The sequence below is a fragment of the Bacteroides graminisolvens genome (assembly GCF_963666085.1).
Taxonomy (GTDB): Bacteria; Bacteroidota; Bacteroidia; order Bacteroidales; family Bacteroidaceae; genus Bacteroides; species Bacteroides graminisolvens.
In genome coordinates this window covers 3,095,675-3,118,593 of sequence record NZ_OY762556.1, presented here as the reverse complement: position 1 = coordinate 3,118,593, position 22,919 = coordinate 3,095,675, and the positions used below count along the sequence as shown (strand labels likewise).

Here is a 22,919-nt window from a genome sequence, read left to right as displayed (position 1 = left end):
ATAATCCCTAAAGCATATTGATATGAGTTGGAAAAAGATGATAATCGGAGAAAGAATGCCAGACAAAGACGATCCGAAATACAGAAAGCGGTATGAGAGTGAAGTGGCGGCAGGCTGCAAGACTGCCAAAGTATTGAAGATTGATAAGGCGGCCAGTGGTGTGCAGCGGTTTGCCTGTAAACATCCGAAATGGTTTCTTACCATCGTATTCACCATTGTGGTGAGTTGCCTGGCATTTAATATTTACCGCATGGTAGCCGTGAGCCGGATGCAGAAGACAGAGCAACACGCAACGGCTACGGAGCAACAGGAAAAATTACTCAAACAAAAACTTCACCGCAATGATCACAGATAAGATAAACTTCAAGCAGCCGAAGTATATGCTTCCTGCTATCCTTTACCCCCTCTTGCTGATAACCGGGTATTTAGTCTTTGACATCTTTGACACCGAAGCAGCAGAGAAACCAAGTGAACTGCAAACCACGGAATTTCTGAATCCGGAACTGCCACAAGCACAGATTCAGAGTGACGGTATAGGCGGCAAGTACGAGAGCATGGTGAAGTCCTACGGAAAAATCCAGGACTATTCGGCGGTAGAGAATATTGACCGGGGCAATGAGGAAGAGGACAAGGAAGGCTATGATTCGAAGTATTCAAAAGATGACCTTGCCCTGCTGGATATGGAAGCAGCCCAAAGGACCGAGGAACTGGAAAAACTGCAACGCTCGCAAGAGATGCAGGAAAAGCTCCGGCAAAGTGCTGAAAAAGGGAAAAATCTGATGACGGACTCCACCAACCTGCAACCACTCAGCGAAGCGGAACGGCTGGCACGAAGCAAACAACGGGAACAAGGGGCATTGGCAGAATTGCAAAAAGCACTTGCCGAAGCACGGCTGAACGGTCAGAAAAATACGGAAGGTGTGCCGGATATGGCTGAGAATACGGACAATGCAGGAAACGGACATACCGCCATGAAAGGGAAAATAGAGGTGAACGGTATTGGCGATAATACTACAAGTAGTACGGTAGTAAAACTTGTAAAGAAGCCATCGGATTATTTCCACACTTTGGCCGAGAATAAGTCGGAACCGAAATTGATAAAAGCCATCATAGACGAGGACATCAAGGCGGTGGATGGGTCGAGGGTAAGGCTTCGACTGCTGGATGATGTGGAAATCGGTGAGCTGGTTGTATCCAAAGGAGCTTACCTCTATGCTACGATGACCGGATTCGGTAGCCAACGAGTGAAAGGCAATGTGAAAAGCCTGATGGTGGATGATGAACTGCTGAAGGTGGATCTTTCCATTTACGATACGGACGGGTTGGAAGGGTTATATGTACCTAGTAGCACATTCAGGGAAACAAGCAAGGATGTGGCGAGCAGTGCCTTGGGTAGCAATGTAAATATGAACAACGGAACGGGTGGCAACAGCTTTACCCAATGGGGTATGCAAGCTGTACAGAATGCTTACCAGCAAACCAGCAATGCCATCTCTAAGTCGGTGAAGAAGAATAAGGCGAAGCTGAAATACGGGACATTCGTGTACCTGGTGAACGGTAAAGAGAAAAAATCAACGGAACGATAATAAGGAGTAAAAGATATGAATATCAAACAGAAGATTGCATCCCTCGCATGGGGGCTATTGACAGTATGTCCGACCTTCGCACAACAGACCTACGAAGAGATGGAACAGATAACCGTGAATGAGCAGGTGACTACTGTCATCACCGCCTCAGAACCGATTCGATTTGTGGATATATCCACCGATAAGGTGGCAGGCGACCAACCCATCAATAACACGATCCGACTGAAGCCCAAAGAAGGTGGGCATGAAGATGGCGAGGTGCTGGCCATCGTAACGATAGTGACGGAACGTTACCGCACGCAATATGCTTTGCTATACACAACAAGGATGAGGGAAGCGGTGAGTGACAAAGAGATACAGCTAATGGAAAGACAGGCTTACCGCAATCCGGCAGTGAGCCTGTCCACGGAAGAGATGTACCGCTATGCCCGGCAGATATGGACTTCTCCGGCAAAGTTCAGGAATGTGAGTAGTAAGCAACACCGGATGACCATGCGGCTGAACAATGTGTATGCCGTGGGTGACTATTTCTTTATCGACTACTCGATAGAGAATCGCACGAACATCCGATTTGACATCGATGAAGTACGCATCAAGCTGGCAGACAAAAAAGTGTCGAAAGCGACCAATTCGCAAATCATCGAACTGAAACCTGAAATGACCTTGGAACAGACCAAATCTTTTCTGCACGGGTATAGGAATGTGATGGTCGTAAAGAAACTGACGTTCCCCAACGATAAGGTACTGACCATCGAGATGAGCGAGAAGCAGATTTCCGGCAGAACTATCACTCTCAATATAGACTATGAGGATGTGTTGAGTGCCGACAGCTTTAATAACGCCTTACTGAGAGAAGAATGAAAAAGATACTGATGATATTGGTAATAGCCCTGACAATGGGCACTACCGTATGGGCGGATGACCGGGACGGAAGAATACAAATAGGAACCGGACTGCTCTATGAGAATGGAATGGATTTGACTATCGGCTATGAATACGAAACGAAGTATCATAACGCATGGGAGTTCTTCGGCAACGCCTATCTGAAATGGGATGAATGTGCTTCCTGCGGACATGTCTGCCCGAAGTCATTTTGGAACAACTACAGAACGTGGGGATTGGGCGTGGCTTACAAGCCTTGCGTGGTGAGGGGGCGTAACCATCATGGAAATTTGCGGCTTGGCGGCTCTCTAGATTCCGGCAACGGAAATGTGTTAGGCGGTATTCATGTGGGCTACGAGCATAGCTATTCCTTGAAAAAGGGGTGGCAGCTTTATTGGCAAGTGAAGAGTGGCATAATGATAGAAGGTAAAGATATGTTTCGTACAGGTATAGTAATTGGAATAAAAATACCAACCAAATGAGAAAGATAGTATTGATATGTATGAGTGCTGTCCTGCTTGCGGGGTGTGACAGTCATCAGGAGTTCCCGGACACTGCTATGAAAGTGGGCCATATCCTGTGTACGGACGGGCAGGCGCTGGCCTACGACGACTATAAAGAATCAGGCAAGGAAGCTGTCGGAGTTGTTTTCTACCTGAATCGTGATTCAGAAACGGAAGGGAAAGGTTATGCCGTATATCTCCATGATACGACTGCCGAAGCTTTTGCAGATAGTATCGGAGTAAATCAAGGTACATCGGCAGATATGACTGCACTGGACGGGAACGCTAACACCTTTGCCCTATTTCATACGACGGATACGTCTTCTCCTTTGGCGAAAAGCGTGTTCGATATTTGGAGCTACGGACAAAGTGCTTATATCCCGTCGGTGGCTCAAATGAAGCTGTTGCATGGCGTGAAAGAAGTAGTGAACCAATCTATCGGACTTTGCGGAGGGGACTTGGTGCCTGATCATCCTGACCGGTGCTGGTACTGGACTTCTACGGAGGTGAAAGGACAGCAGACTGCCAAAGCGTGGCTGTATTCCGTTGGAAGCGGAGCCTTGCAGGAAACACCGAAGCTGCAAGCGCATAAGGCGAGAGCGATCATAACCATCAATGAGTAGCACGTACTGATACAAACAGATACAGGAATATATGGAAGAAAGCAAGGAACTACAGGGAGCGTACAAGATATTCAGAGCAGTGATTTATATCTCTATCCTGATGGAATTTTTCGAGTATGCCGTGTCACCGGAGATGCTAGACCACTGGAGCGGCATACTCTGTGATGTGCATGGTCGTATCAAGACGTGGCTTATCTATCAGGACGGAAATCTTGTTTACAGCAAGATAGCGACCTTTGCGCTTATCTGCATCACGTGTGTGGGCACCCGGAATAAGAAGCATTTGGAATTTGATGCCAGACGGCAAGTGCTTTATCCGTTGGTTAGTGGTGTAGCGTTGCTGATAGCGGCCGTGTGCCTCTTTGGCTTTACCCTGAATGTACGGTTCTACGGTTTGCCACTGAATATTATTCTCTACATGGGAACCACCATCGTGGGAACTATTCTGGTACATGTGGCATTAGATAATATCTCAAAGTTACTGAAGGAAGGATTGCTGAAAGATCGCTTTAACCTTGAGAACGAAAGTTTTGAACAGTGTACCCAGCTTCAGGAAACTGCATATTCGGTGAATATCCCGATGCGCTTCTATTATAAAGGTAAGTTTCGTAAAGGATTCTGTAATATTTCTAATCCGTTCAGAGGAACTTGGGTCGTGGGTACGCCGGGATCAGGCAAGACCTTTTCCATCATTGAACCGTTTATCCGCCAGCACTCCGCTAAAGGGTTTGCGATGGTGGTGTATGATTATAAGTTTCCGACCTTGGCTGAGAAACTCTACTATCATTACAGGAAGAATCAAAAACTTGGCAAAGTACCTAAAGGCTGTAAGTTTAACACTATCAACTTTGTGAATGTGGAATACAGCCGGAGGGTGAATCCCATTCAGCAAAAATACATCCAGAACTTGGCGGCGGCTAGTGAGACGGCTGAGACATTGCTGGAATCCCTGCAAAAAGGAAAGAGAGAAGGCGGTGGCGGCAGTGATCAGTTTTTCCAAACATCGGCGGTCAACTTCCTGGCAGCGTGCATCTACTTCTTTGTGAACTATGAACGGGAGCCATACGATGAGAATGGTAAACGGCTGTATGCGGAAAAAGCGCAAGACAAGGAAACGAAATTCTGGAAACCGACAGGTGTGGTGCGTGATAAGAAAGATGGGGATATAGTTCAGCCGGCTTATTGGTTGGGCAAATATTCGGATATGCCACATATTCTTTCATTTCTGAATGAAGGATATCAAACCATATTTGAAGTGTTGGAAACGGATAATGAGGTAGCGCCGCTACTCGGTCCGTTTCAAACGGCATTGAAAAACAAAGCGATGGAACAGTTGGAGGGTATGATCGGCACGCTGCGTGTCTATACTAGCCGGTTGGCTACCAAAGAGTCTTATTGGATTTTTCATAAAGACGGTGATGACTTTGACTTGAAAGTATCAGACCCGAAGAATCCAAGCTATCTGCTGATAGCTAATGACCCGGAGATGGAAAGCATTATCGGAGCATTGAATGCTCTGATTCTGAACCGGCTTGTGACAAGAGTGAATACTGGGCAAGGTAAGAATATCCCAGTGAGCATTATCGTGGATGAGTTGCCTACGCTGTACTTCCATAAGATAGACCGACTGATAGGTACTGCCCGAAGTAATAAGGTAAGCGTGGCTTTGGGATTTCAGGAACTACCACAATTGGAAGCGGATTACGGGAAAGTGGGTATGCAGAAGATTATTACAACTGTGGGCAATGTGATAAGCGGCTCTGCCCGTGCCAAGGAAACGCTGGAGTGGCTGAGTAATGATATTTTCGGTAAGGTGGTGCAGCTCAAGAAAGGAGTAACTATTGATCGGGACAAGACCTCGATTAATCTGAATGAAAATATGGACAACCTCGTTCCGGCAAGTAAGATTTCCGATTTGCCTACTGGCTGGATATGCGGCCAGGTCGCACGTGACTTTGTGAAAACGAAGGTAGGGAAGAATGGAAGTATGAACATTCAAGAATCGGATGAATTCAAAACTTCCAAGTTTTACTGCAAGACGGACTTTGACATGACAGCGATAAAGAGAGAGGAAGCGGACTATAAAAACTATCCGCTGCCCCGGTTCTATACATTCAATTCTAGAGAAGAGCGGGAACGGATTCTCTACAGGAATTTTGTAGAAGTTGGGCAGGAGGTGAAAGCGATGATTGGGGATGTACTTAATAAAAAAGGTAGTATCTAAGGTTGTCTGTTATTAAGTGATCAATAAAAAATAAGGTGATATATTTTGCTCCCTAAAAAAACAGGACGCGTGCGGTTGACTGTGGAGTTGATGATGGCATCGTAAGGCGCCATGCCTTCTTTGGTGAGGCGCGTGATTTCGTCCACCAGTACGATCGAGTTTTTTATCATCATTCCCATCAATCCCATAGCTCCGAGAATGGCCATGAAAGTAAACGGCGTTCCCGTGATAAGCAACGTCGGCGAAATACCCACGATGACAAAAGGCAGGCAGCAAAGAATCAGGAGCAACTTGCGGATGTCATTGAAAAGCAATAACAGTATGACAAGGATGAGGATGATGGTCAGAGGAATGAATTTGAAAATATTGGTCATAGCATCCGCCTGCAACTTCTGTTCGCCAAGCCATTTGAGCGAGTAGCCTTCGGTTAGCTCGATGTTTTCTATTTTTTTTATTGCTGTCCGGTAAAACTCATAACGTCATGAAAATTCTTCCCGAAGCTCTGTATATACGTGCTTCGGCTAGGATTTTTCAAAAGCAAGCCCCCTTAGTCGAAAAGTCCAGGTTCAGGTGGTGCATTGAGCTTTCTTTAGTCACCATATCCTCCCAAATCCTGTCTGGATTTTCCATAAAGGCTATGAAATCGATGTAGTACATGAGTGTCAGGCGCACCATAGTCACGAGTTGCGAGAAAGCGCAATGCTGCTTGATGGTTCTTGACAGCACAATGAAGAGCAGGTTGGCAATCAGTGCCACCCACGTTTGGATTTGTATGGCATTGACGCTGTCTCCATAGAAGAAATGCAGCGGAAAGTTTTGCTTGAGCTGCTTGTACAGGCTCTCTATGGCCCCATTTCAGACGGTAAATCTCGGAAATGTCCTCTACTGAGAACTCGAAGTTGTTGGTCAGTAGCACTACAGCTTTCTTCTTATTATCGAAAATCGCCACACGTCGCGCCTCGTGTGTCAGTTCGTTGCGGGTAAAGCTCACTTTTTGGTCTATGTGGGTGACAAGTCCCTGTGGGTTGACATATGTGATAGACTCCAGCACTTCGTATTTCAAGTTTCTCTTCATCTTTGTCACATAACACACGCCTTTTTCCGTAAGCCCCTGGAATTGGGCTATGTCGATATATCCGCGATCCATTGCCAAGGTGGAATCTTTCGGCAAATATACCTCTTTGAGCAGGTAATGGTCCTGTTTGGCCGCTGAAGTGAGTTGCACCACCATCGGAAGTCCAACATGGTACTTCATCACCGTATGTACTTTCATACCGCCCTTCTTCCTTCCCGATTTAGGATGGCGTCCAACGCCTTTTAGAATGTTGTCAAAGAGGCTAATGGTTGTTGAATCCATCATATAAAGAAGTTTCTCCCAGTCCTTGGGCTCGTGCGTGCAGCCTTTGTAGGTGTGCACAGGGCGGCTGTCCGCTAAAAACTTGGCATAGTGCTCCAACAAAGCGAATACACCTTGGCGAAGAATTCTTGGGGACGCCGGATGTTGGCCTCGGAAAGCGTACTGCGTTTCACCAGATAGTCAAGACCCAGGTGATGCAACTTGTTTGCCTCCGCCTTCATGCCAATCTCCAACTCACGCAGAGAATCAAAGTGTTTCAGCACGCCGAAAAGCATTACAATAAGATGCTGGTAACCATCTAATCGCTTGACGTAAGCCTCGCTTCCCTTTGTTTCACGGCTGATTTTGACTATTTCTGATTTATCAAGCAATTTAATTACCTGACTATAGACCGGCTGTCCGGTAAAATAGCTACCTTTACCCATAGTTACATTTATTTGTTTAGCGACGTAAAGGTAACTCAAAGGGCTGACACCTCACCTGAGATGCCAGCCCTAATTTTAATAGCTCGAAAAAGTTTTACCGGACAGCAATAATAGGAGTACAAAAAGGATGGTAAGTATTGGCACAAGACACAATACCTACCATCTGTTCACGGGTGAAATGGCTGCCGAAAGAAAGAGGAGGGGCGTCGTTCGGCTTATAGATGCGATGCCTGCCGGTTATCGACAGCGATTCGGACGTATCGTACATCCATTTTAGTTCCATGCACTTCTCAAGCGAGAAGGAGGTGGCTGCAAAAAGAAGTTTGACAAGGCTGGCGCAGTCGTTTAGCAGTCCCTTGATGATGTGGATATTCATTTCGTGGCAATTTCGGCAGACCGCCTGATCGCATCTATGTACCGGTGGCCGTTTACGAAGTCATCCACGTAGCGGTCATACCGCTTGCCGTCTGTTACGACATCCTGAAGATAATGCTCTCTTGCTTTCGAGAGCAACGCGAAAAATTCCTCCGCTACATCCTGTTCGGTAGCGAAATGGTGCTGATGTTGTCTTTCTTTAAAAAAAAGAGACGTTTTTTTGTTCTGTTCTTTCATATTTGAATTACTTGTTTATGGGTTTATACTTTAGTTTGTAGCCCTTTACCAAACTCATTTAGGGAAACATCGCCCAACTTTTTGATTACAATATTCCCGTCGCTCGCAGATATTCCGTTTCGTAGATTCTATACTGCGTTTGCGCCTCAATCAGATTATTCTCGGCCTGCTGCCACTGCGACTGGGCGTCGAGCAGGTCGGTCAGCGGAGCCATCGACGCCGCATAACGGTTTCGCATCACACGCAGGTTTTCATCAGCCTGCTGCAATCCTTTTTCCGCCGTATTGATAAGTCCGTAACTATCCTGCAAATTGCGGATTGCCTGTTGCACCTCGATATTGAGCAGTCGGGTATTCTTTTGCAGGTCGAGTTCGGCATTGCACAGCTCATATTGTGCTTTGCGGACTTTTTTGCGGCTCTCGCCCCAATGGAAAATCGGAATCTTCACAGACAGCATGGCCATGCCCATTCCGTCGCGGAATTCCTGCGAATAGGGAATCATCGCACCGCCACCGGTATCGGTCATGCCTTTGAGCTTGATATTGCCGTAATAGGAATAACCGACCGATAGCCCGATAGTGGGTAACATATCGGCACGTGCCATGCGAATTTGCTCCTTTTCGGCTGCGACCTGTTTTTCGAGCAGGTGCAGTTCGGGGCGGGAATTTATATCCGATGTAATTCCGCTGGGTTCCGAAATGACAAATGTCGTATCGATGGCTTCTATCTCCGTATCGAAATCGACACCCACAATCCGACAGAGCGACATACGGCACAGGTCTGCTCCATTCTGTACCTTTTGCAACTGATAGCGGACGTCGCTACGTTTGGCTTCGATACGCAGTAGCTCGTTTTCGGTCGCCATCCCCGCCGCAAGTGCCGTTTCCGTCTGGCGGCGCAGGGTATCCATCTGCGCATGGTAACTTTCCAGCATCCGCACCTTGCGCCCTACGGCAATATAAGTCCAATAGGCATTGTCGGCTTCGACGAGTACCTCCATGCGGGTCATGCGATACCGCTCGGCTGCGGCTTCCTCACCGATGCGGGCCAACCGATGTCCGGTCGTGATTTTACCTCCCGCATAAATGGGTTGTGTCAGATTGATGCCAGCCATATAAGTACCGCGCATACGCATCTCCATGCCCATCATATCCATATCGGGAAGTAGATAGGCTCCGGTTGCCGAAGCGTCGATATTTGGCAAAAAAGCCGTTTTTGCAATTTTCCGATCGAGTTCCGCCTGTCGAAGCTTATTGTCCGCCTGTTGCAGTTCTTCGCTGTGCGACAGCGCCATCTTTCGGCATTCAACCTGTGAGAGCCGGAGCGGTTGTTGTGCCGAAACACTTACGATTGAAAACAGGCTGACACAACACGAAATAACTATATTTCTCTTATTCATTTGGTTATCATTTTTATATGTTAGCGGATTTACGGATGCGGAACAACGTTGCATAGAAAAGCGGTAGCAGGACGAGCGTAATGATCGTGCCGATTGTGAGGCCCCCCATGATCGTAATGGCCATCGAGCTGTACATCGGATCGCCGACGAGCGGAATCATGCCGACGATCGTCGTCAGCGAGGCCATCAACACGGGGCGTACGCGGGAAACGGTCGCTTCCACCACGGCGGTGTAGGGCGCGACTTTCTCTTCGGTCTGGAGCCGATTGATCTCGTCTACGAGCACGATGGCGTTCTTGACCATCATGCCGATAAGTCCCAACATGCCGATAATGGCCATGAAAGTCATAGGTTGCCCGCTCAATAGTAGCGAAGGGGTAATACCGCAGAACACGAATGGGAAACAGAGCAGAATCAGGATGACTTTACGCCAACTGTTGAATAGGAACAACAAGATGGCAAGAATCAGGAAAATAGTTATCGGTACGAATTTCATCAAGTTGCCGATAGCTTCCCCTTGTACCTCGCCTTCGCCGACCCAACGCATCGTATAGCCTTCAGGCAACGGGATCGCTTCGATTTCATCCTGAATGGAGGATACGACTTTGGCCGGGGTGGCTTCGTCGCAGTTAGGATTCGGATCGCACTCCGCTTCGATTGCACGCCGTCCGTTAAGGCGCAATACGAGGTCTTCGTCCCAATCGAGCCGCAGGCTATCGACGACGTTACCGAGCGGCACGGCACGAAAAACCTTGTCTTGCAATTCGCTCATCGCCTTGCCTCCGGCAAGTGTTCCTTGTAATTCTTCGTTCGACAGGTGTACATTCATCGTGCTCCATACGGGAATGTCTTCAAGTTTTTGAATGCGGCTTCCGTCGTCATTGCGGATTTGCAAATTAAGCATTACCATACGTTCCTGATCGTTCAGAGTACTGACCGTCATTCCGTTCGTGGCGGCCAACAGCGCATTGGCCACGTCTCCGCGCTCGACTCCCGAACGCAGGGCGTCTTTCTGTATGTATTCCGCCACGAATGCTTTGCCTTTCGGCTTCCAATTATTTTGTACCGAATAGGCATCAACGTAGGGCGAACGGCGCATGATGACTTCGGCTCGTGCGCTCAAATCACGCAGTACAGTCGGATCGGGACCTGCAAACTCCACTTCGACGGTATGCGAGGTCGAAGTGGAAAAGTTGTATTTTCGGATGCGGATGTAAGCGTCGGGAAATTCTTCGCGCAGTTGTTGCCGAATGGAGGGAATCTGCTTCAAAACGGTATTGTAGTCCTTACAATCGGCAATCAGTTCGCCATAACAATCGCCTCCCGAAGTCATCGGACGTACCAGACAGTAGAGGGCCGGAGCACTACCTTGGCTGATAGCGACACGTTCGATATCTGGATTGTCCGATAGTCGGTCGCTCATTTCCAGCAATCGATCACGTACTACATCGGCGTCGGTGGCTGAAGGAAAGAAACATTCAACAACGAACTGCTTATAGTCGAAATCGGGAAAGAAGAGATTTTTGACACGTGTCATACCGAAAATGCAGAGAACTAACATGGAAAAAGCCACGACGATGGTAGTCTTTTTGTAACCGATCAGAAATACGATTGTACGACGCACAAAACGGTGTACAGGCGAGTTCATTACCACACCGGAATCGTTTCCGGTCGGTTTCTCCCGCTTCGGTAACCATGATTTTGCGCAGATAGGAACCTGTACCAAAGCCAACATCCAACTTGCCAACAAACTGACACATAACACTAAAAAGAGGTCGCCGGCGTACTCTCCGGCTGTATCGGGCGAAAGATAGACGCAGAGGAATGTGGAAGCGGCGATGATTGTTGCACCTAATAACGGTATGGCTGTATTACGCCCAATACGGTAAAGATAGGTTTTCGGCCCCAATCCCCTTTTTTTATCGATCAAGATTCCGTCCATAATCACGACGGCATTATCCACTAACATTCCCATCGCCACGATGAATGCGCCGAGCGAAATACGTTGCAGCGTTGTTCCGCAGACGAGTAAAATAGGAAACGACACTGCTACCGTAAGCACCAGACCGACCCCGATGATCAGTCCGCTGCGCAGCCCCATCGTGAATATCAACACTAAAATAACGATGGCAACCGATTCGACGAGATTCCACATAAAGGAGGAGATGGCTTCATCTACCTTGTCGGGTTGGAAAAAGATTTTTTCGGTTTCAAATCCGACGGGGACGTGTCTCATTGCATTGGCCAGCCGGGCATCGACGGCCTTGCCTACGTCGGGAACAATGGCCGACGACTCCATCGCTATACAGATGGCCAGCGCAGGCTGGTTTCCGACGAAAAAGCCATTTCGTTGCGGTTCGGCATAAGCCCGTTCCACACGGGCAATATCACCGAGGTGGATGCGTTTCCCGTCCAGTGTTTGAATCAGCAGGTCGCGAATATCTTCCTCGTTTTCAACAGCCGAATCGACGTAGAGCGCAATCTGATCGTCGCCGCTGCGATATTTTCCCGCATCGACAGTCTTTCCGGCTGCCTGCAATACGGACATGATTTGTGTGGGAACAATGCCGTTGCGGGTAATCTGCTCTTTAGAGAGGATGATGTTGATTACTTCGTCTCGGTTGCCGATAATGTTGATGCGTTTGACACCTTTCACGTCGAGTAGTTCACGACGGAGGTATTTGGCGTATTTATACATTTCGGGATAGTCGTAACCGTCGGCAGTCAATGCATAGAAAATACCATATACATCCATCATATCATCCACCACGACCGGACTGTAACACCCTTGGGGAAGACGTGAAGCTACGTCATTGACCTTACGTCTCAGTAAATCGAAATGCTGTTCCAAATCTTGATTTAATACTGTCATTTGAAATTCGACAGTAAACATGGCAGAACCGTTTTGGCATTCGGTCTTTATCTTTTTCACATTGGGTAGCGCCCGCAACTCATCTTCCATCATTTGGGCGACCTTCAGCTCCATCTCGTGTGCGCTGGCTCCCGGCCACGAAACCACTACCATCGCTTGTTTAGCTGATACGGCAGGGTCTTCCAATTTGGGCATCTGTACGAATGCGAGCACTCCGGCGACGAGGATCGCCGCTATGAGCGACCAAAAAAGGATTGGCTGCCGCATGAAAAAATCAGTCATCTTCATTACAGTAGTCCCCCTATATTGGTTTTACTCGTTTTTTTGACAACACGCACCCGCTGTCCTTCCTGCAAAACATTCACTCCGGCACGGACGATACGTTCATCGCCCGTCAGTCCTTCGATGACGACGGCACGACCTTCGGCATCCGTTCCGTTCAGCACGACAGGACGCTTGAATACAGTAGAGTCCGCCTCCAATACCCACACGCACGGTTCATTTTTAGCATTGTCACGGAAGACGGCGCACAACGGTACGGCGAATCCGGTAGCAGGAACCGTATTTGTTACAATGATTCCGATCTCAGCATTCATACCCGCCGTAAGTCGCTTATCGTGTTGTGCCGTAAAAGTCAGACGCAACTGATAAAGTTGATTTCCGTCGGCTTTAGGCGTGATGCTCGACAGTTTCATCGGGAATTCGTCTTCGATGCCCGCCACCTTACAAGAAAAGCTGGCAAAGCGGTCGCGTTGTCTGTATTCGCCGACCGGAATATCCGCTACGACCTCCATGCGCGATACGTCCAACAGCGTAAAAAGAGCCGTCCCAACATTAACCATCTCTGCCGGAGAAAGATTCACGGACTGTATGTACCCGTCTGTCGGTGCATAAAGTTTCGTGTAGTCGAGCTTATTCTTGTTCGTCTGCAACTCTACGCTCAACTGTTTTAATCCGGCGACGGCCTTTTCGTAATCGTTGGCCGAGATGCTTTTCTGGTCGAAAAGCTTCTCCGTGCGTTCTACCTCGTCTTTAAGTTGGTCGTATTGGATCTGCAACGCCTCGACGTTCAGCCGATAGTCGGTGTTGTCCAACTCGGCGAGTAATTGCCCTTGATGGACATGGTTGCCCTCCCGCACATGGATACGCTCGATTTGTCCGGCCGTTTTGAATCCGAGGCTGATCGTATGCGCTTCGCGGACGATGCCCGGACGGGTTATTACACGGACGGGTTCCAATAATACAGGTTTAGTCAGGGCAACGCTCCGTATTTCGGAATTTTCGTGCGAAACTCCACCGCAGGAGCAAAGTGCCCCGACGATGATAACCATTGTAATCAATCTTTTCATTGTTTCGATTTTTTTTTAGTGATTGTTCTTTATTTCGCTGCAAAGTTCCTGATTTATCCAATAGGTTATGTCGTCTGATGGAATAGTATTTTGTTCTAATGGATAATAAATAGTATTCATTTCGACTAAAATGCCTAACTTTGCTTGTAGAAAAGTTAAATATAGAGAATATGAAACAGGCTTATTGGGATTTAGATTTGATTCAGCTGTCCGCAGAGAACACGGCAGCTCATTTGAATAAAGAGTTCATTCTGATCGACAACTTTGATGAGACTTCGGAACAAATAAATACGGATTTGGAGTTTGTGAATCATCCGGTCAAGCTCTCCTTTACGATTGCGATTTTTTGTCTGGTAGGTCGGATGCGATTTCAAATCAATTTGCAGGATTTTGAGCTTCAAACCAATGATATTCTGATTGTCCGGGAGAAAAGTATTGGGGAATACCAGGGTATGAGCGATGATACTCGGATTGCCGTGATCGCCTCTTCATCCGAATACTTCCAAACCGCTCTGCAAATCGATGCGACCATGTCTTTGCAACGAAGGCTGTACGCTTCACCCCTTTGTCATTTGACGGATAAAGCGATGGAAGAGTCGATAGCGATCTATCGTTTGATGAAAGCGAAAATTGCGGAAACGGACAATCCGTTTCGCAAAGGGGCACTATTGGGATATACACAGGTACTTATCTACAATGCCTACAAATATCTGCTCGCATCCGATTCCAAAGATGGGAAAGCGATAGAAAAGAGCAGTCGGCAACAAGAACTTTACACGCAATTTATCCATGAAGTGCAGAAAAGCTACACGAAAGAGCGTAGCATCTCGTACTATGCGGACGTACTGTGCATAACACCCAAATATCTGTCGCAGGTCATTCATAATATAAGCGGGCGTTTTGCGAGTGATTGGATTATTGATTTCGTTATTCTAGAAGCGAAAGCCCTGCTCAAGAGCCGCAAATACACCGTGCAGCAGGTAGCCGACATGCTGAACTTTGCCAATCAATCCTTTTTCGGAAAGTATTTCAAGAATAAGGTCGGATGTTCGCCCTCCGAATACCAAAAATTATGAATGCAAGGTTAACTTCGTTGTAGAACTGTCCTCCGATATGCAGGTCGCAGCTAATCAACGCAATTCGCATCCGATGTATATTTTTCATCTTTCTCTGCCCGAATATCGAAAATTCGACTATAATATGGTGTTGAACATACCCGAAAGATACTGAATGCCAGCTCCCATGCCATAAACAGCAGCGGTGTCCCACAAGTTCAATCCTGCATGATTGGCAGCATCGAATACAGATTGCAGGTTTTCTATGTCCAAATGATTTCTGAATACTTGGTCGTCTCCGGCAACTCCGCTGTCCTACGACCATGTTCCTAATGCAATTAATTGCTTCATCTTCATTTTTATATTGGTTAATTATTTAGATATTGCTTAAAAAAAAACTCGATTTTATCGAAAGGAATAATCTCCACACGATCATAAAGATCGACATGTGTAGCACCGGGAATAATCGTCAATTTCTTGTTGTCGCCTTTCATCAGTTTAAATGCGTCAAGGCTTGCATCAAGAGAATACGCCTTTTCACCATGCAGTAAAAGCACTGCACTATAAATTTCATCGGCATAGGTTAATAACGGGAAAGCAAAAAATGGAAGACTTGTTACGGTTTGCCATCCTCCATTGGAATTGAGTGAACGAGGATGATAACCCCGTGGAGTTGTATAATAATCACTGTATTCTTTCATAACGGCGAATATATCCGAAACCGTGATCTCGACTTCTATGCTTCCGAGCTTTGTATCACGCCGCATTACTTATCGGAAATCTGTCGAAAAATAAGTAGCAAACCCGCTACTTATTGGATAGAGCGCTTTATCCTCCAGGAGATCACCCGCTTGCTGCGACAAAAAGAATTGTCTTTAACTGTAATTGCGGAGCAGATGAATTTCTCCTCTGTTTCTTATTTCAGTCGGTGTGTGCAGAAGAGAATGAAAATAACGCCGTCGGAGTATAGGAAGGATGCATCTATTCGATAGTTTAAGAGTTGATAAAATATATAATAATTCATAATAATAATGAAAATAATTTAAAATCAATTCAGCGCAGATCATCAAACAACTGTAAAAAGAGTAATTTTATTCTCACTGCAGCAATACTTATAGACTATTTCCCTCAAAAAGTTTACTTTGATTTTTCTCCTATACATACCCACACCAAAGTAAACCAAATTATTTTTCTATTTAGGTGTCGCTTTCTTCCATTCGGAAACACACCCTTTTACCGTATTCAAGTACGATAATCAGCAATAAAATATCAATCGAACAACCCGTTCACCAAATTTACCGCATCGTCCTTTTTCTGATTGATGATCTTGGCGTACACCTGCGTCATTTTCACATCGGCATGACCGAGTAGCTTCGAGGTCGTGTAGAGATCCGCGCCGAGTGTCAGCATCATCGTCGTAAACGTATGCCTTGCCGTATGAAAAGTAAACCGCTTGTCTATCCCCGCCGCTTTCGCCCACGGTTTTATCAGCAGATTCATATGTGTCGGACTTGGCAAGTCGAACACATGATCCTCCGCCGTCTTGTTTACCCGTTCCGGCACCCACTTCAACGCTTCTGGAGAAAGCGGCAGATAAATCGGCTCTTTCGTCTTCTGCATGGACACGGCCAAACGGTATTGCCACTGGTCTATGAACACGTCCTTCCACTTCAGCCCCACAATATCGCTGACGCGCAGCCCGCAGAAGCAGGAAAAAAGATAGGCATTCTTTACCGCCTCTTTCTTCATCGGTGTAGTGATTAACGCCTTTACTTCCTCAATGGTCATATACGACCGCTTGCTTTCCGGCAGCCGAATCTTGTTCGAGTTGTTGAGCTTCGTAAACGGATTCACCTTGATAATCTCCGCGCGGACGGCAGCATTCAATGCTCCGTTTAGGATGCGGTAATAGGTATGTAGTGTAAAGTTCGTCACCTTCTTCCCGTTGGGTCGGTATTCCGTCAGCAGGTAGTCGATATACTCCTGGCAGAACGTCTTGTCGATCTGATCCATCGTCATTCGTTCTCCCGCATAATCCTTCAGGATGCGAATCGTAACCTTTATCTGATTGCCATCCTTTTTGTCCCGTTTAGCTTGATTCTCCTTGTAGGTATTCATCCAGTCCAGCAGGAACACCTTCTCTTTGGTCTCGATTCCGGCTTCGCCGTTGGTCAGTTCGATGATACGTTTCGACTTGATGGCATTAGCGGCATTCATCGTCACTTGGTTCTGTTTGCTGATTTGAAGGAATGGTCAGAGGAAGAAAAGAAAAAGGAAATAGAAGCTAGAAAAAGGGATTTGACACTGAAAATAGATGAACTTATGATTTCCATAAACTCTATCAAGGATATTTTCGAAAAGCAACAAAAACAAAGTGATTTACTTTTATCACAAATAGAGAATATCAACAAAAGAATTATTTCCATTACCTCAAATCCATTCTATCAAGAATATCAAGCAAGGAGTGGTAAAGAAGAAATTACATCCTCCTCGTTGGAACTTTGGAATGACACCTTGAAAGAAAGACAAAAGAAGGTGGCTGCCCTAAAAGAGCAAATTGATTCTGACAAGAAACAACTTTTTGAGTTGAAGTTAGAAGGAACGAATATCGATAAAGAAGTAGAGATAATGGGCTATTTGGAAAAAGAAAAATCTCATTTTGATGTATTATCTGACCAATGGATAAAACTCTGACTTTTCTTGTTAACGATTGTGGTATTTCCAACATAAATGCAGATATTGATCCTAAAGAAATTATATCTTTATATTATGATTGTCAGAAGAGAGTATTGAAAAATAAGCAAAAACTCGAAGAGAATACAAATCTCATAAATAGTTACATCAACCTTTTTTCGCTAGGGAAACAATATAATGAGAATGAAAAATAAAAAATAAGTTGAAAGAAATTAAAGATCAAATTGAAAAGGAGGAAAAGAATAAACTAATAGTTGATGATGAAAGAATGAAATTGCAGGATTATCTGAATAATTTTGTTGAAAGATATTTTCAGCTAGACTTAATAAATAAACTCTATAACACAATTGATCCTCACCCGGAATACAAGAAAATCAGATTAGAATGTGACTTCGGTTATAAGGAACCAAGATTGAATGTACTGATGTATTCTGAACAAGACGGTATTGACACAATAGTCCCTAATCTCTATTTCAGTACCGCACAAATCCTGTTGTCATGGTGTCGGCAACAACCATATTGGGTATGCTGCCCCTGATTACCGACCCCATGTATTCGAGCCTTGCTTTGGTGGTTCTTGCCGGCCTTACCGTAGGTACTATCATCACGCTGATCTTACTGCCAATATTTTACGCCTTGCTGTTCTGTGTGAAAACACCAGTTCAAAAAATTAATACGCATAAATATGATACGGAAAAATTTAATTATAGCATCAATCGCTTGCTTGATATGCGTTTCGGCACAGGCGCAAGAAAATTACACATTGGAAAGATGCAAGCAACTGGCTTTGGAAAACAATGTCAAAGTTCAAAATGCGCAACTCTCGTTAGAAGCGGCCGGGCAAGCTAAAAAGGAAGCGTTTACCCAATATTTTCCTTCGGTGAGTGCTACCGGGATAGGCTTTTATTCGACCGAACCGATGATGGAACTTGGCGGAATGGGAATGTTGGAGAAAGGGATGTTGGGTATGGTATCGGCTTCGCAAACCATATATGCTGGAGGGCAGATTGTTACCGGGAATAAACTGGCCAGAGTCCAGTCGCAAGTCGGACAACTGCAAAAGATTATGTCGGATGACGAGGTACTGCTCACCACCGAACAATACTATTGGCAGGTAGTGGTGCTGGAAGAAAAAATGAAAACCGTCGCTGAAGCCGATACTCTGCTTGCAAGCATTTACGGCAACGTGAACAACTCATACGAAACTGGGATGGTCAATCGGAATGACCTGTTGAAAGTGGAACTCAAGCAGAACGAACTGGAAAGCACCCGGTTGAAACTGGAGAACGGCTTAAGGTTGGCTAAAATGCTGTTGGGGCAATATATAGGCATTCCTGCCCACGGATTTGAAATCAACCATAGCTTAGGAGAGCCCGGTGTTTCACCGTACACTGTTCGCGTTGACCACCTGTCTGTTCTGTCGCAACGTGCCGAATATCAACTGCTGGATAAGAATATAGAAGCGAACCGCTTGCAGGTGCGAATGGAGATTGGCAAAAACCTTCCTACCATAGCCGCCAATGTAGGATGGAGCTATATGAATTTCGACAAAGGTTCGCCGGCGGCTATGAAAAGTAATTTCGGGATGGTTTTTGCTACCGTCTCCATACCCATTTCCGGCTGGTGGGGAGGCTCACACGCCATCAAGCGACAAAAATTACAGGTTCTTATGGCCGAAAATGACAAACGCGATGCAGCGGAATTGCTGCTTATACAAATGCAACAACTTTGGAACGATCTGGAAGAAGCCTATGTCCAAATTATTTTGGCTGAAAAAACAATTGCTTCGGCTTTGGAAAATGTACGGCTCAACGATGATTATTACAAAGTCGGAACAGGATTACTCACCGACTTGTTGGATGCCCAAAGTGCCTTGCAGCAGGCCCGTGACCAATATACCGAAGCCACCACGGGCTATCAAATGAAATTGAGCAGATACAAACAAGCTACCGCACAGTGACATCAAATCCGGCGTAGCTCAACGGTTAGGGCGTCCCGATTTCAAATTCGGGAAAATTACAGGTTCGAATCCTGTCGCCGGCATAAAATGAATTGTTAATAACGTACATTTTTAAACAATTTATTAATAACAATTTAAAAACAAAAAGTAATGTTGTCATTAGCGTTAGTGATTGGATTAGGAGCAACGCAAACGTATGCATAAAAAGTGGACTTCGGAGTAAAAGCGGAAGCCAATATGTCCAATTTTATCTTGTCCGATATGGATGGGATGAAAAGCAAATTAGGTTTTGGAGCCAGCTTCATCGGGTTTGCCAAAATCAATATCGGAGAACACTTTGCCGTTCAACCCGAATTGCTATTCAATTTCAAAAATTCCGAAATGAAAGAAAAAGCTACTAAGACAAAAGTCGATTACCAATACTTTGGCACCGAAATTCCGGTGTATGCTATCGGACAAATGAAATTGGGCAACGGGAAGGGTTACATTGGCATAGGCTCTTATGTTGGGTTTGGTTTTGATGCCCGCTACAAAGCCAAAAACATGGACGATGGCAAACTCTACAAAGAGTATAGCGGTCAAAAATCGGCTATGCAACGCTTGGATGTTGGAGCAGGCGTCATGTTTGGCTATGAGTTCAATTTTGGCTTACAAATCAATGCGGGGTATAAAATCGGATTCATAGACGCATTGAATACAGGAAAAAAGAATGCCACCGTGCTGAACGAGACAGTTAGTTTGGGCATAGGATACCGCTTCTAACCAACAAATCCGGCGTAGCTCAATGGTCAGAGCGCCTCGATATCAAATCGGGAAGGTTGCAGGTTCGAATCCTGCCGTCGGTGCAAATTAAAAAAATCAAAGTCATGGGAAAGTCAATTCGATATAACCAAGCGTTCAAAGAACGAGCTTTAGAAATCATACTGGAATGTCGCCAAAATTATACAGAAATTCGTAAGTTGATGTTATCTCCGCACCGTAGGGCTGTTGTGATTCTGTGAGAAAAATTATTATGATTTTCCCAGTCTACGCACCTGCTCATTGAAGGTTTCATGGTCAATAGCCTTCTGACGGGTGTGCAACCGTTTGTTATAGACTGTCTGGGTAGACCAGTGAAAAAAATCTGCAATTTTGCTGGAATCCGTAACGCCGAGGTGCATCAGTGCGAAGATACGCAATTCCGTGTTCAGACGCCCCTCTTCCTTGGGGGTGATACGTTGTTCGGGTTGAAGTAAAGAGTTGAAGTCGCTCACGAAAGAAGGATAGACGTGTAAGAAGATGGCATCGAAAGTCTGATAAAAATCCTTTAATTCAGATTCTATCAGGATGGGAGAATCCGTAAATTTCAGCAAGTCTTTATACTGCTGAGCTTTCACCTTATTGTTGACGTTCTTTCGGTATTGGTCAAGCTTGCTGATGTAGTCAGAGCAGAGGGTGAGCACAAATCCTATATATTCCTCTTTGATGATATTCTGGTCATAGAGTTTTTCATTGGCTTCTTTCAGCAGGTTGTTGGTCTCTGTAATCTGCTGGTGAAGTACGGTGATTTCATGCAGCTTGATCTTCAACTGTTCATTGGCTGATTCCAACTCTGTATTTGAAGCAGAAAGCAGTCCATTCAGATTCTTCAACTCTTCTCGTTGTCGACTACGTTGTTTCAATATTCTGTAAGTATAAATCAGAGTAAGGGTGAGCAGACAAGAAACGAATCCGATAATCGACAGCGACCAGCTTAACTTTCTGTTTTGGGTTTTCTTAATTTGCAGATTTGTCTTCTGTATGGCATCAAATGTAGAGAGACAAGAAACCATACGGACCCGATTGTTCATGATATTGGCCATTTCCAGACATAAAGAGATGTATTTGTAAGCACGCTCATTATCACCTTTTTCATTGAGCAGCGTAGCCAGGTCATGCAATGTAGTGTTATCGTTGTTGGCCAGTGTTACATCCATGATGGCGGCTTCTGCCAAACACTCCAGCCTCAGATCCGGTTGATTGTTGTCCCGATATAGTGTGGATAGCACATATAGCAATTTGCTGTTGGTAATGTTAATTGTCTTTGATGTTTCCAAATAAACTTTTAGTGCAACGATGGAACCGGAATAATTTCCGGTACGCAAATCTTTTAATCCTTTATATAGAATGTAATAGGGATTATCATGAGGTAATACATTCATGGTAGAATCTACATAAAAGTGTTCTCTCTCGTAATAATATTCTCGCTTATCGCTACCACTGTCTGTATATTCGGCAAATCGGGAGTAGAGCAGAGACATCTGTCCCAAATATTCTATAAGCATACCTCCTGTTAGTTTGTCGTGGTCTATTTGTTGTATCTCTTCGACGGATTCATACAGTTGTCCAATAATGGCATAAATATATGACTTTTGTATACGACATAGGTTCATCATGTTGTCATCACCAGTCTGTTGGGCAATGACAATATTGTCATTGACGTATATAAGTGCCGAATCAATATTGAAATATTGATATTCCTGAAACAAACGTTTGTTGAGTTCATAGCGTGCCTGTAGCGTATTGGGCATAGGTTTATTAGCTATTTGATTGATAGCCGATTGGCGCTGCTCAATGATTTGATGGTAATTCTCTATCAGCGAATCCAGCACATTCAGCAGGTTTGCAGCCTTATCACTATAATAGAGTGCTGCTTTACCTTGTAAACTGCATAGGAAAAGTAACAGAAAGGTTATGGCAACTGTTCTCATACTTATATTTTAGTTATGTAGGTCGGCTGCGTTTCCGCCGCTTTCCCCATTAAGAACTGTGCGTGCGACTTTCACCGCATACAGCTCCGATAATTCAAAATTTAGTTCTCATAAAACTAAATCGGCTCATCCGCTCCTTTTCAGGAGACGCTTTCCGATAAAGTTCCCTTTCGGGACGTACGTGTGCGGCTGCTTTTCTGCTTCCGCTTCAAGAAGTAGGCATCCCAAGTGGGGTCGTATGGATTGGCTTCACACTTCACTTTTACATGTCGCCTAATCGGTATGTCTGCCAGCCTCCTAAGTGCAAAGATAGTTTCTTTCTCGCAATCTTTGTACCTAAAGCCAAAAATCCAATCCCGATTGCCGACCTTGATAAAGTATTTGTCCTTTATCCATCTTCTCGACTTGTTCGTATGCCTGCGATAAGACCAACGCTTTAACTGATAGGTTAATATATGGTCTATCTTGCTAAACGTAGTTTCCGATACCACACCGCTGTAGTAGTTGCCCCATCCCCGTAATACGGGGTTAAGGTCTTCTATCAGCTTTTGCTGCGCTACCGTCTTGTTCTTTCCGAGCACGACCTCATGCAGTTTTTCAGTGAACCGTTTTTGGCTTTTATAGGATGGTTTGATTAACAATGTACCGT

At 45.4% G+C, this 22,919-nt stretch carries 21 protein-coding genes and 4 pseudogenes; 13 read left to right on the top strand and 12 right to left on the bottom strand.

Annotated elements, in window-relative coordinates:
* The first annotated feature begins 22 nt into the window (after positions 1-22).
* Genes ACKPCE_RS13225 through ACKPCE_RS13200 form a run of 6 tightly spaced genes read left to right on the top strand, consistent with a single transcriptional unit; the run spans position 23 to position 5,818 of the window.
* On the top strand, positions 23-355 hold the full coding sequence (locus ACKPCE_RS13225) for a hypothetical protein (protein ID WP_258978383.1): 333 nt from the start codon (positions 23-25) through the stop codon (positions 353-355).
* A complete protein-coding gene (traM, locus tag ACKPCE_RS13220) occupies positions 342-1,586 on the top strand; it encodes a conjugative transposon protein TraM (protein WP_319505526.1) in 1,245 nt (414 codons plus the stop codon). The genes ACKPCE_RS13225 and traM overlap by 14 nt, the downstream gene beginning before the upstream one ends.
* Positions 1,587-1,601: 15 nt before the next feature.
* Entirely contained in the window at positions 1,602-2,447 is an 846-nt protein-coding gene (traN, locus tag ACKPCE_RS13215) for a conjugative transposon protein TraN (RefSeq protein WP_319505525.1), read from the top strand.
* The gene (locus tag ACKPCE_RS13210) at positions 2,444-2,950 is read left to right on the top strand and encodes a hypothetical protein (RefSeq protein WP_462676492.1); all 507 of its coding nucleotides are present in this window, start codon (positions 2,444-2,446) and stop codon (positions 2,948-2,950) included. Before traN ends, ACKPCE_RS13210 begins: the two co-directional genes overlap by 4 nt.
* The gene (locus tag ACKPCE_RS13205; RefSeq protein WP_319505524.1) at positions 2,947-3,594 is read left to right on the top strand and encodes a DUF1566 domain-containing protein; all 648 of its coding nucleotides are present in this window, start codon (positions 2,947-2,949) and stop codon (positions 3,592-3,594) included. Before ACKPCE_RS13210 ends, ACKPCE_RS13205 begins: the two co-directional genes overlap by 4 nt.
* A gap of 31 nt (positions 3,595-3,625) precedes the next feature.
* Positions 3,626-5,818 (top strand): type IV secretory system conjugative DNA transfer family protein, encoded by a 2,193-nt coding sequence (locus ACKPCE_RS13200; protein ID WP_319505523.1) that lies wholly within the window; start codon positions 3,626-3,628, stop codon positions 5,816-5,818.
* A 20-nt stretch (positions 5,819-5,838) separates the two neighbouring features.
* Here the strand turns inward: ACKPCE_RS13200 and ACKPCE_RS13195 are convergent, their stop codons facing one another.
* The 7 genes and pseudogenes from ACKPCE_RS13195 to ACKPCE_RS13165 all read right to left on the bottom strand — a co-directional run bounded on the left by ACKPCE_RS13195 (position 5,839) and on the right by ACKPCE_RS13165 (position 13,721).
* Positions 5,839-6,264, bottom strand: a complete 426-nt coding sequence (locus ACKPCE_RS13195) for an efflux RND transporter permease subunit (protein WP_324292057.1) — start codon at positions 6,262-6,264, stop codon at positions 5,839-5,841.
* Between the two features lie 143 nt (positions 6,265-6,407).
* Positions 6,408-7,178 (bottom strand): transposase, encoded by a 771-nt coding sequence (locus tag ACKPCE_RS13190; RefSeq protein WP_319505522.1) that lies wholly within the window; start codon positions 7,176-7,178, stop codon positions 6,408-6,410.
* Positions 7,179-7,249: 71 nt separating this feature from the next.
* Positions 7,250-7,600, bottom strand: a complete 351-nt coding sequence (locus ACKPCE_RS13185; RefSeq protein WP_319505521.1) for a DUF4372 domain-containing protein — start codon at positions 7,598-7,600, stop codon at positions 7,250-7,252.
* A 100-nt stretch (positions 7,601-7,700) separates the two neighbouring features.
* A pseudogene (locus tag ACKPCE_RS13180) lies at positions 7,701-8,212 on the bottom strand (hypothetical protein); the annotation flags it as partial.
* Between the two features lie 85 nt (positions 8,213-8,297).
* Positions 8,298-9,611 carry a TolC family protein gene (locus ACKPCE_RS13175; RefSeq protein ID WP_259011161.1) on the bottom strand — a complete coding sequence of 438 codons (1,314 nt, stop codon included), beginning with the start codon at positions 9,609-9,611 and terminating at the stop codon, positions 8,298-8,300.
* A gap of 13 nt (positions 9,612-9,624) precedes the next feature.
* Complete coding sequence (locus ACKPCE_RS13170; protein ID WP_319505520.1) at positions 9,625-12,771, bottom strand: efflux RND transporter permease subunit; 3,147 nt, start codon at positions 12,769-12,771, stop codon at positions 9,625-9,627.
* Complete coding sequence (locus ACKPCE_RS13165) at positions 12,771-13,721, bottom strand: efflux RND transporter periplasmic adaptor subunit (RefSeq protein ID WP_319505974.1); 951 nt, start codon at positions 13,719-13,721, stop codon at positions 12,771-12,773. Before ACKPCE_RS13165 ends, ACKPCE_RS13170 begins: the two co-directional genes overlap by 1 nt.
* A 281-nt stretch (positions 13,722-14,002) precedes the next feature.
* On the opposite strand from ACKPCE_RS13165, the gene ACKPCE_RS13160 reads away from it, so the two are divergent.
* Positions 14,003-14,908: a helix-turn-helix domain-containing protein gene (locus ACKPCE_RS13160; protein ID WP_319505519.1), complete on the top strand. Its 906-nt coding sequence runs from the start codon at positions 14,003-14,005 to the stop codon at positions 14,906-14,908.
* Between the two features lie 117 nt (positions 14,909-15,025).
* On the opposite strand, the gene ACKPCE_RS13155 is transcribed toward ACKPCE_RS13160, so the two are convergent.
* A complete protein-coding gene (locus ACKPCE_RS13155) occupies positions 15,026-15,160 on the bottom strand; it encodes a hypothetical protein (RefSeq protein ID WP_407654979.1) in 135 nt (44 codons plus the stop codon).
* A gap of 95 nt (positions 15,161-15,255) precedes the next feature.
* Positions 15,256-15,549 (bottom strand): annotated as a pseudogene (locus ACKPCE_RS13150) (alpha/beta hydrolase); the annotation flags it as partial.
* Positions 15,550-15,585: 36 nt separating this feature from the next.
* Between ACKPCE_RS13150 and ACKPCE_RS13145 the strand changes: the two are divergent.
* Positions 15,586-15,879, top strand: a pseudogene (locus ACKPCE_RS13145) (helix-turn-helix domain-containing protein); the annotation flags it as partial.
* Between the two features lie 277 nt (positions 15,880-16,156).
* On the opposite strand, the pseudogene ACKPCE_RS13140 reads toward ACKPCE_RS13145, so the two are convergent.
* Positions 16,157-17,122: pseudogene (locus ACKPCE_RS13140) on the bottom strand (tyrosine-type recombinase/integrase); the annotation flags it as partial.
* Between ACKPCE_RS13140 and ACKPCE_RS13135 the strand changes: the two are divergent.
* The 5 genes from ACKPCE_RS13135 (at position 17,111) to ACKPCE_RS13115 (ending at position 20,542) form a co-directional block, all read left to right on the top strand.
* Positions 17,111-17,581: a hypothetical protein gene (locus ACKPCE_RS13135; protein WP_319505518.1), complete on the top strand. Its 471-nt coding sequence runs from the start codon at positions 17,111-17,113 to the stop codon at positions 17,579-17,581. The pseudogene ACKPCE_RS13140 and the gene ACKPCE_RS13135 overlap by 12 nt on opposite strands.
* A 202-nt stretch (positions 17,582-17,783) precedes the next feature.
* A complete protein-coding gene (locus ACKPCE_RS13130; RefSeq protein ID WP_319505517.1) occupies positions 17,784-18,119 on the top strand; it encodes a hypothetical protein in 336 nt (111 codons plus the stop codon).
* Between the two features lie 147 nt (positions 18,120-18,266).
* Complete coding sequence (locus tag ACKPCE_RS13125; RefSeq protein WP_319505516.1) at positions 18,267-19,541, top strand: TolC family protein; 1,275 nt, start codon at positions 18,267-18,269, stop codon at positions 19,539-19,541.
* Between the two features lie 207 nt (positions 19,542-19,748).
* Positions 19,749-20,303 (top strand): porin family protein, encoded by a 555-nt coding sequence (locus ACKPCE_RS13120; protein ID WP_258978370.1) that lies wholly within the window; start codon positions 19,749-19,751, stop codon positions 20,301-20,303.
* Between the two features lie 104 nt (positions 20,304-20,407).
* Positions 20,408-20,542 carry a hypothetical protein gene (locus tag ACKPCE_RS13115; protein WP_258978368.1) on the top strand — a complete coding sequence of 45 codons (135 nt, stop codon included), beginning with the start codon at positions 20,408-20,410 and terminating at the stop codon, positions 20,540-20,542.
* 9 nt (positions 20,543-20,551) lie between these two features.
* Here the strand turns inward: ACKPCE_RS13115 and ACKPCE_RS13110 are convergent, their stop codons facing one another.
* On the bottom strand, positions 20,552-22,270 hold the full coding sequence (locus ACKPCE_RS13110; protein WP_319505515.1) for a SusR-related protein: 1,719 nt from the start codon (positions 22,268-22,270) through the stop codon (positions 20,552-20,554).
* Positions 22,271-22,410: 140 nt separating this feature from the next.
* Entirely contained in the window at positions 22,411-22,911 is a 501-nt protein-coding gene (locus tag ACKPCE_RS13105) for a group II intron maturase-specific domain-containing protein (protein ID WP_319505973.1), read from the bottom strand.
* Positions 22,912-22,919: the final 8 nt, after the last annotated feature.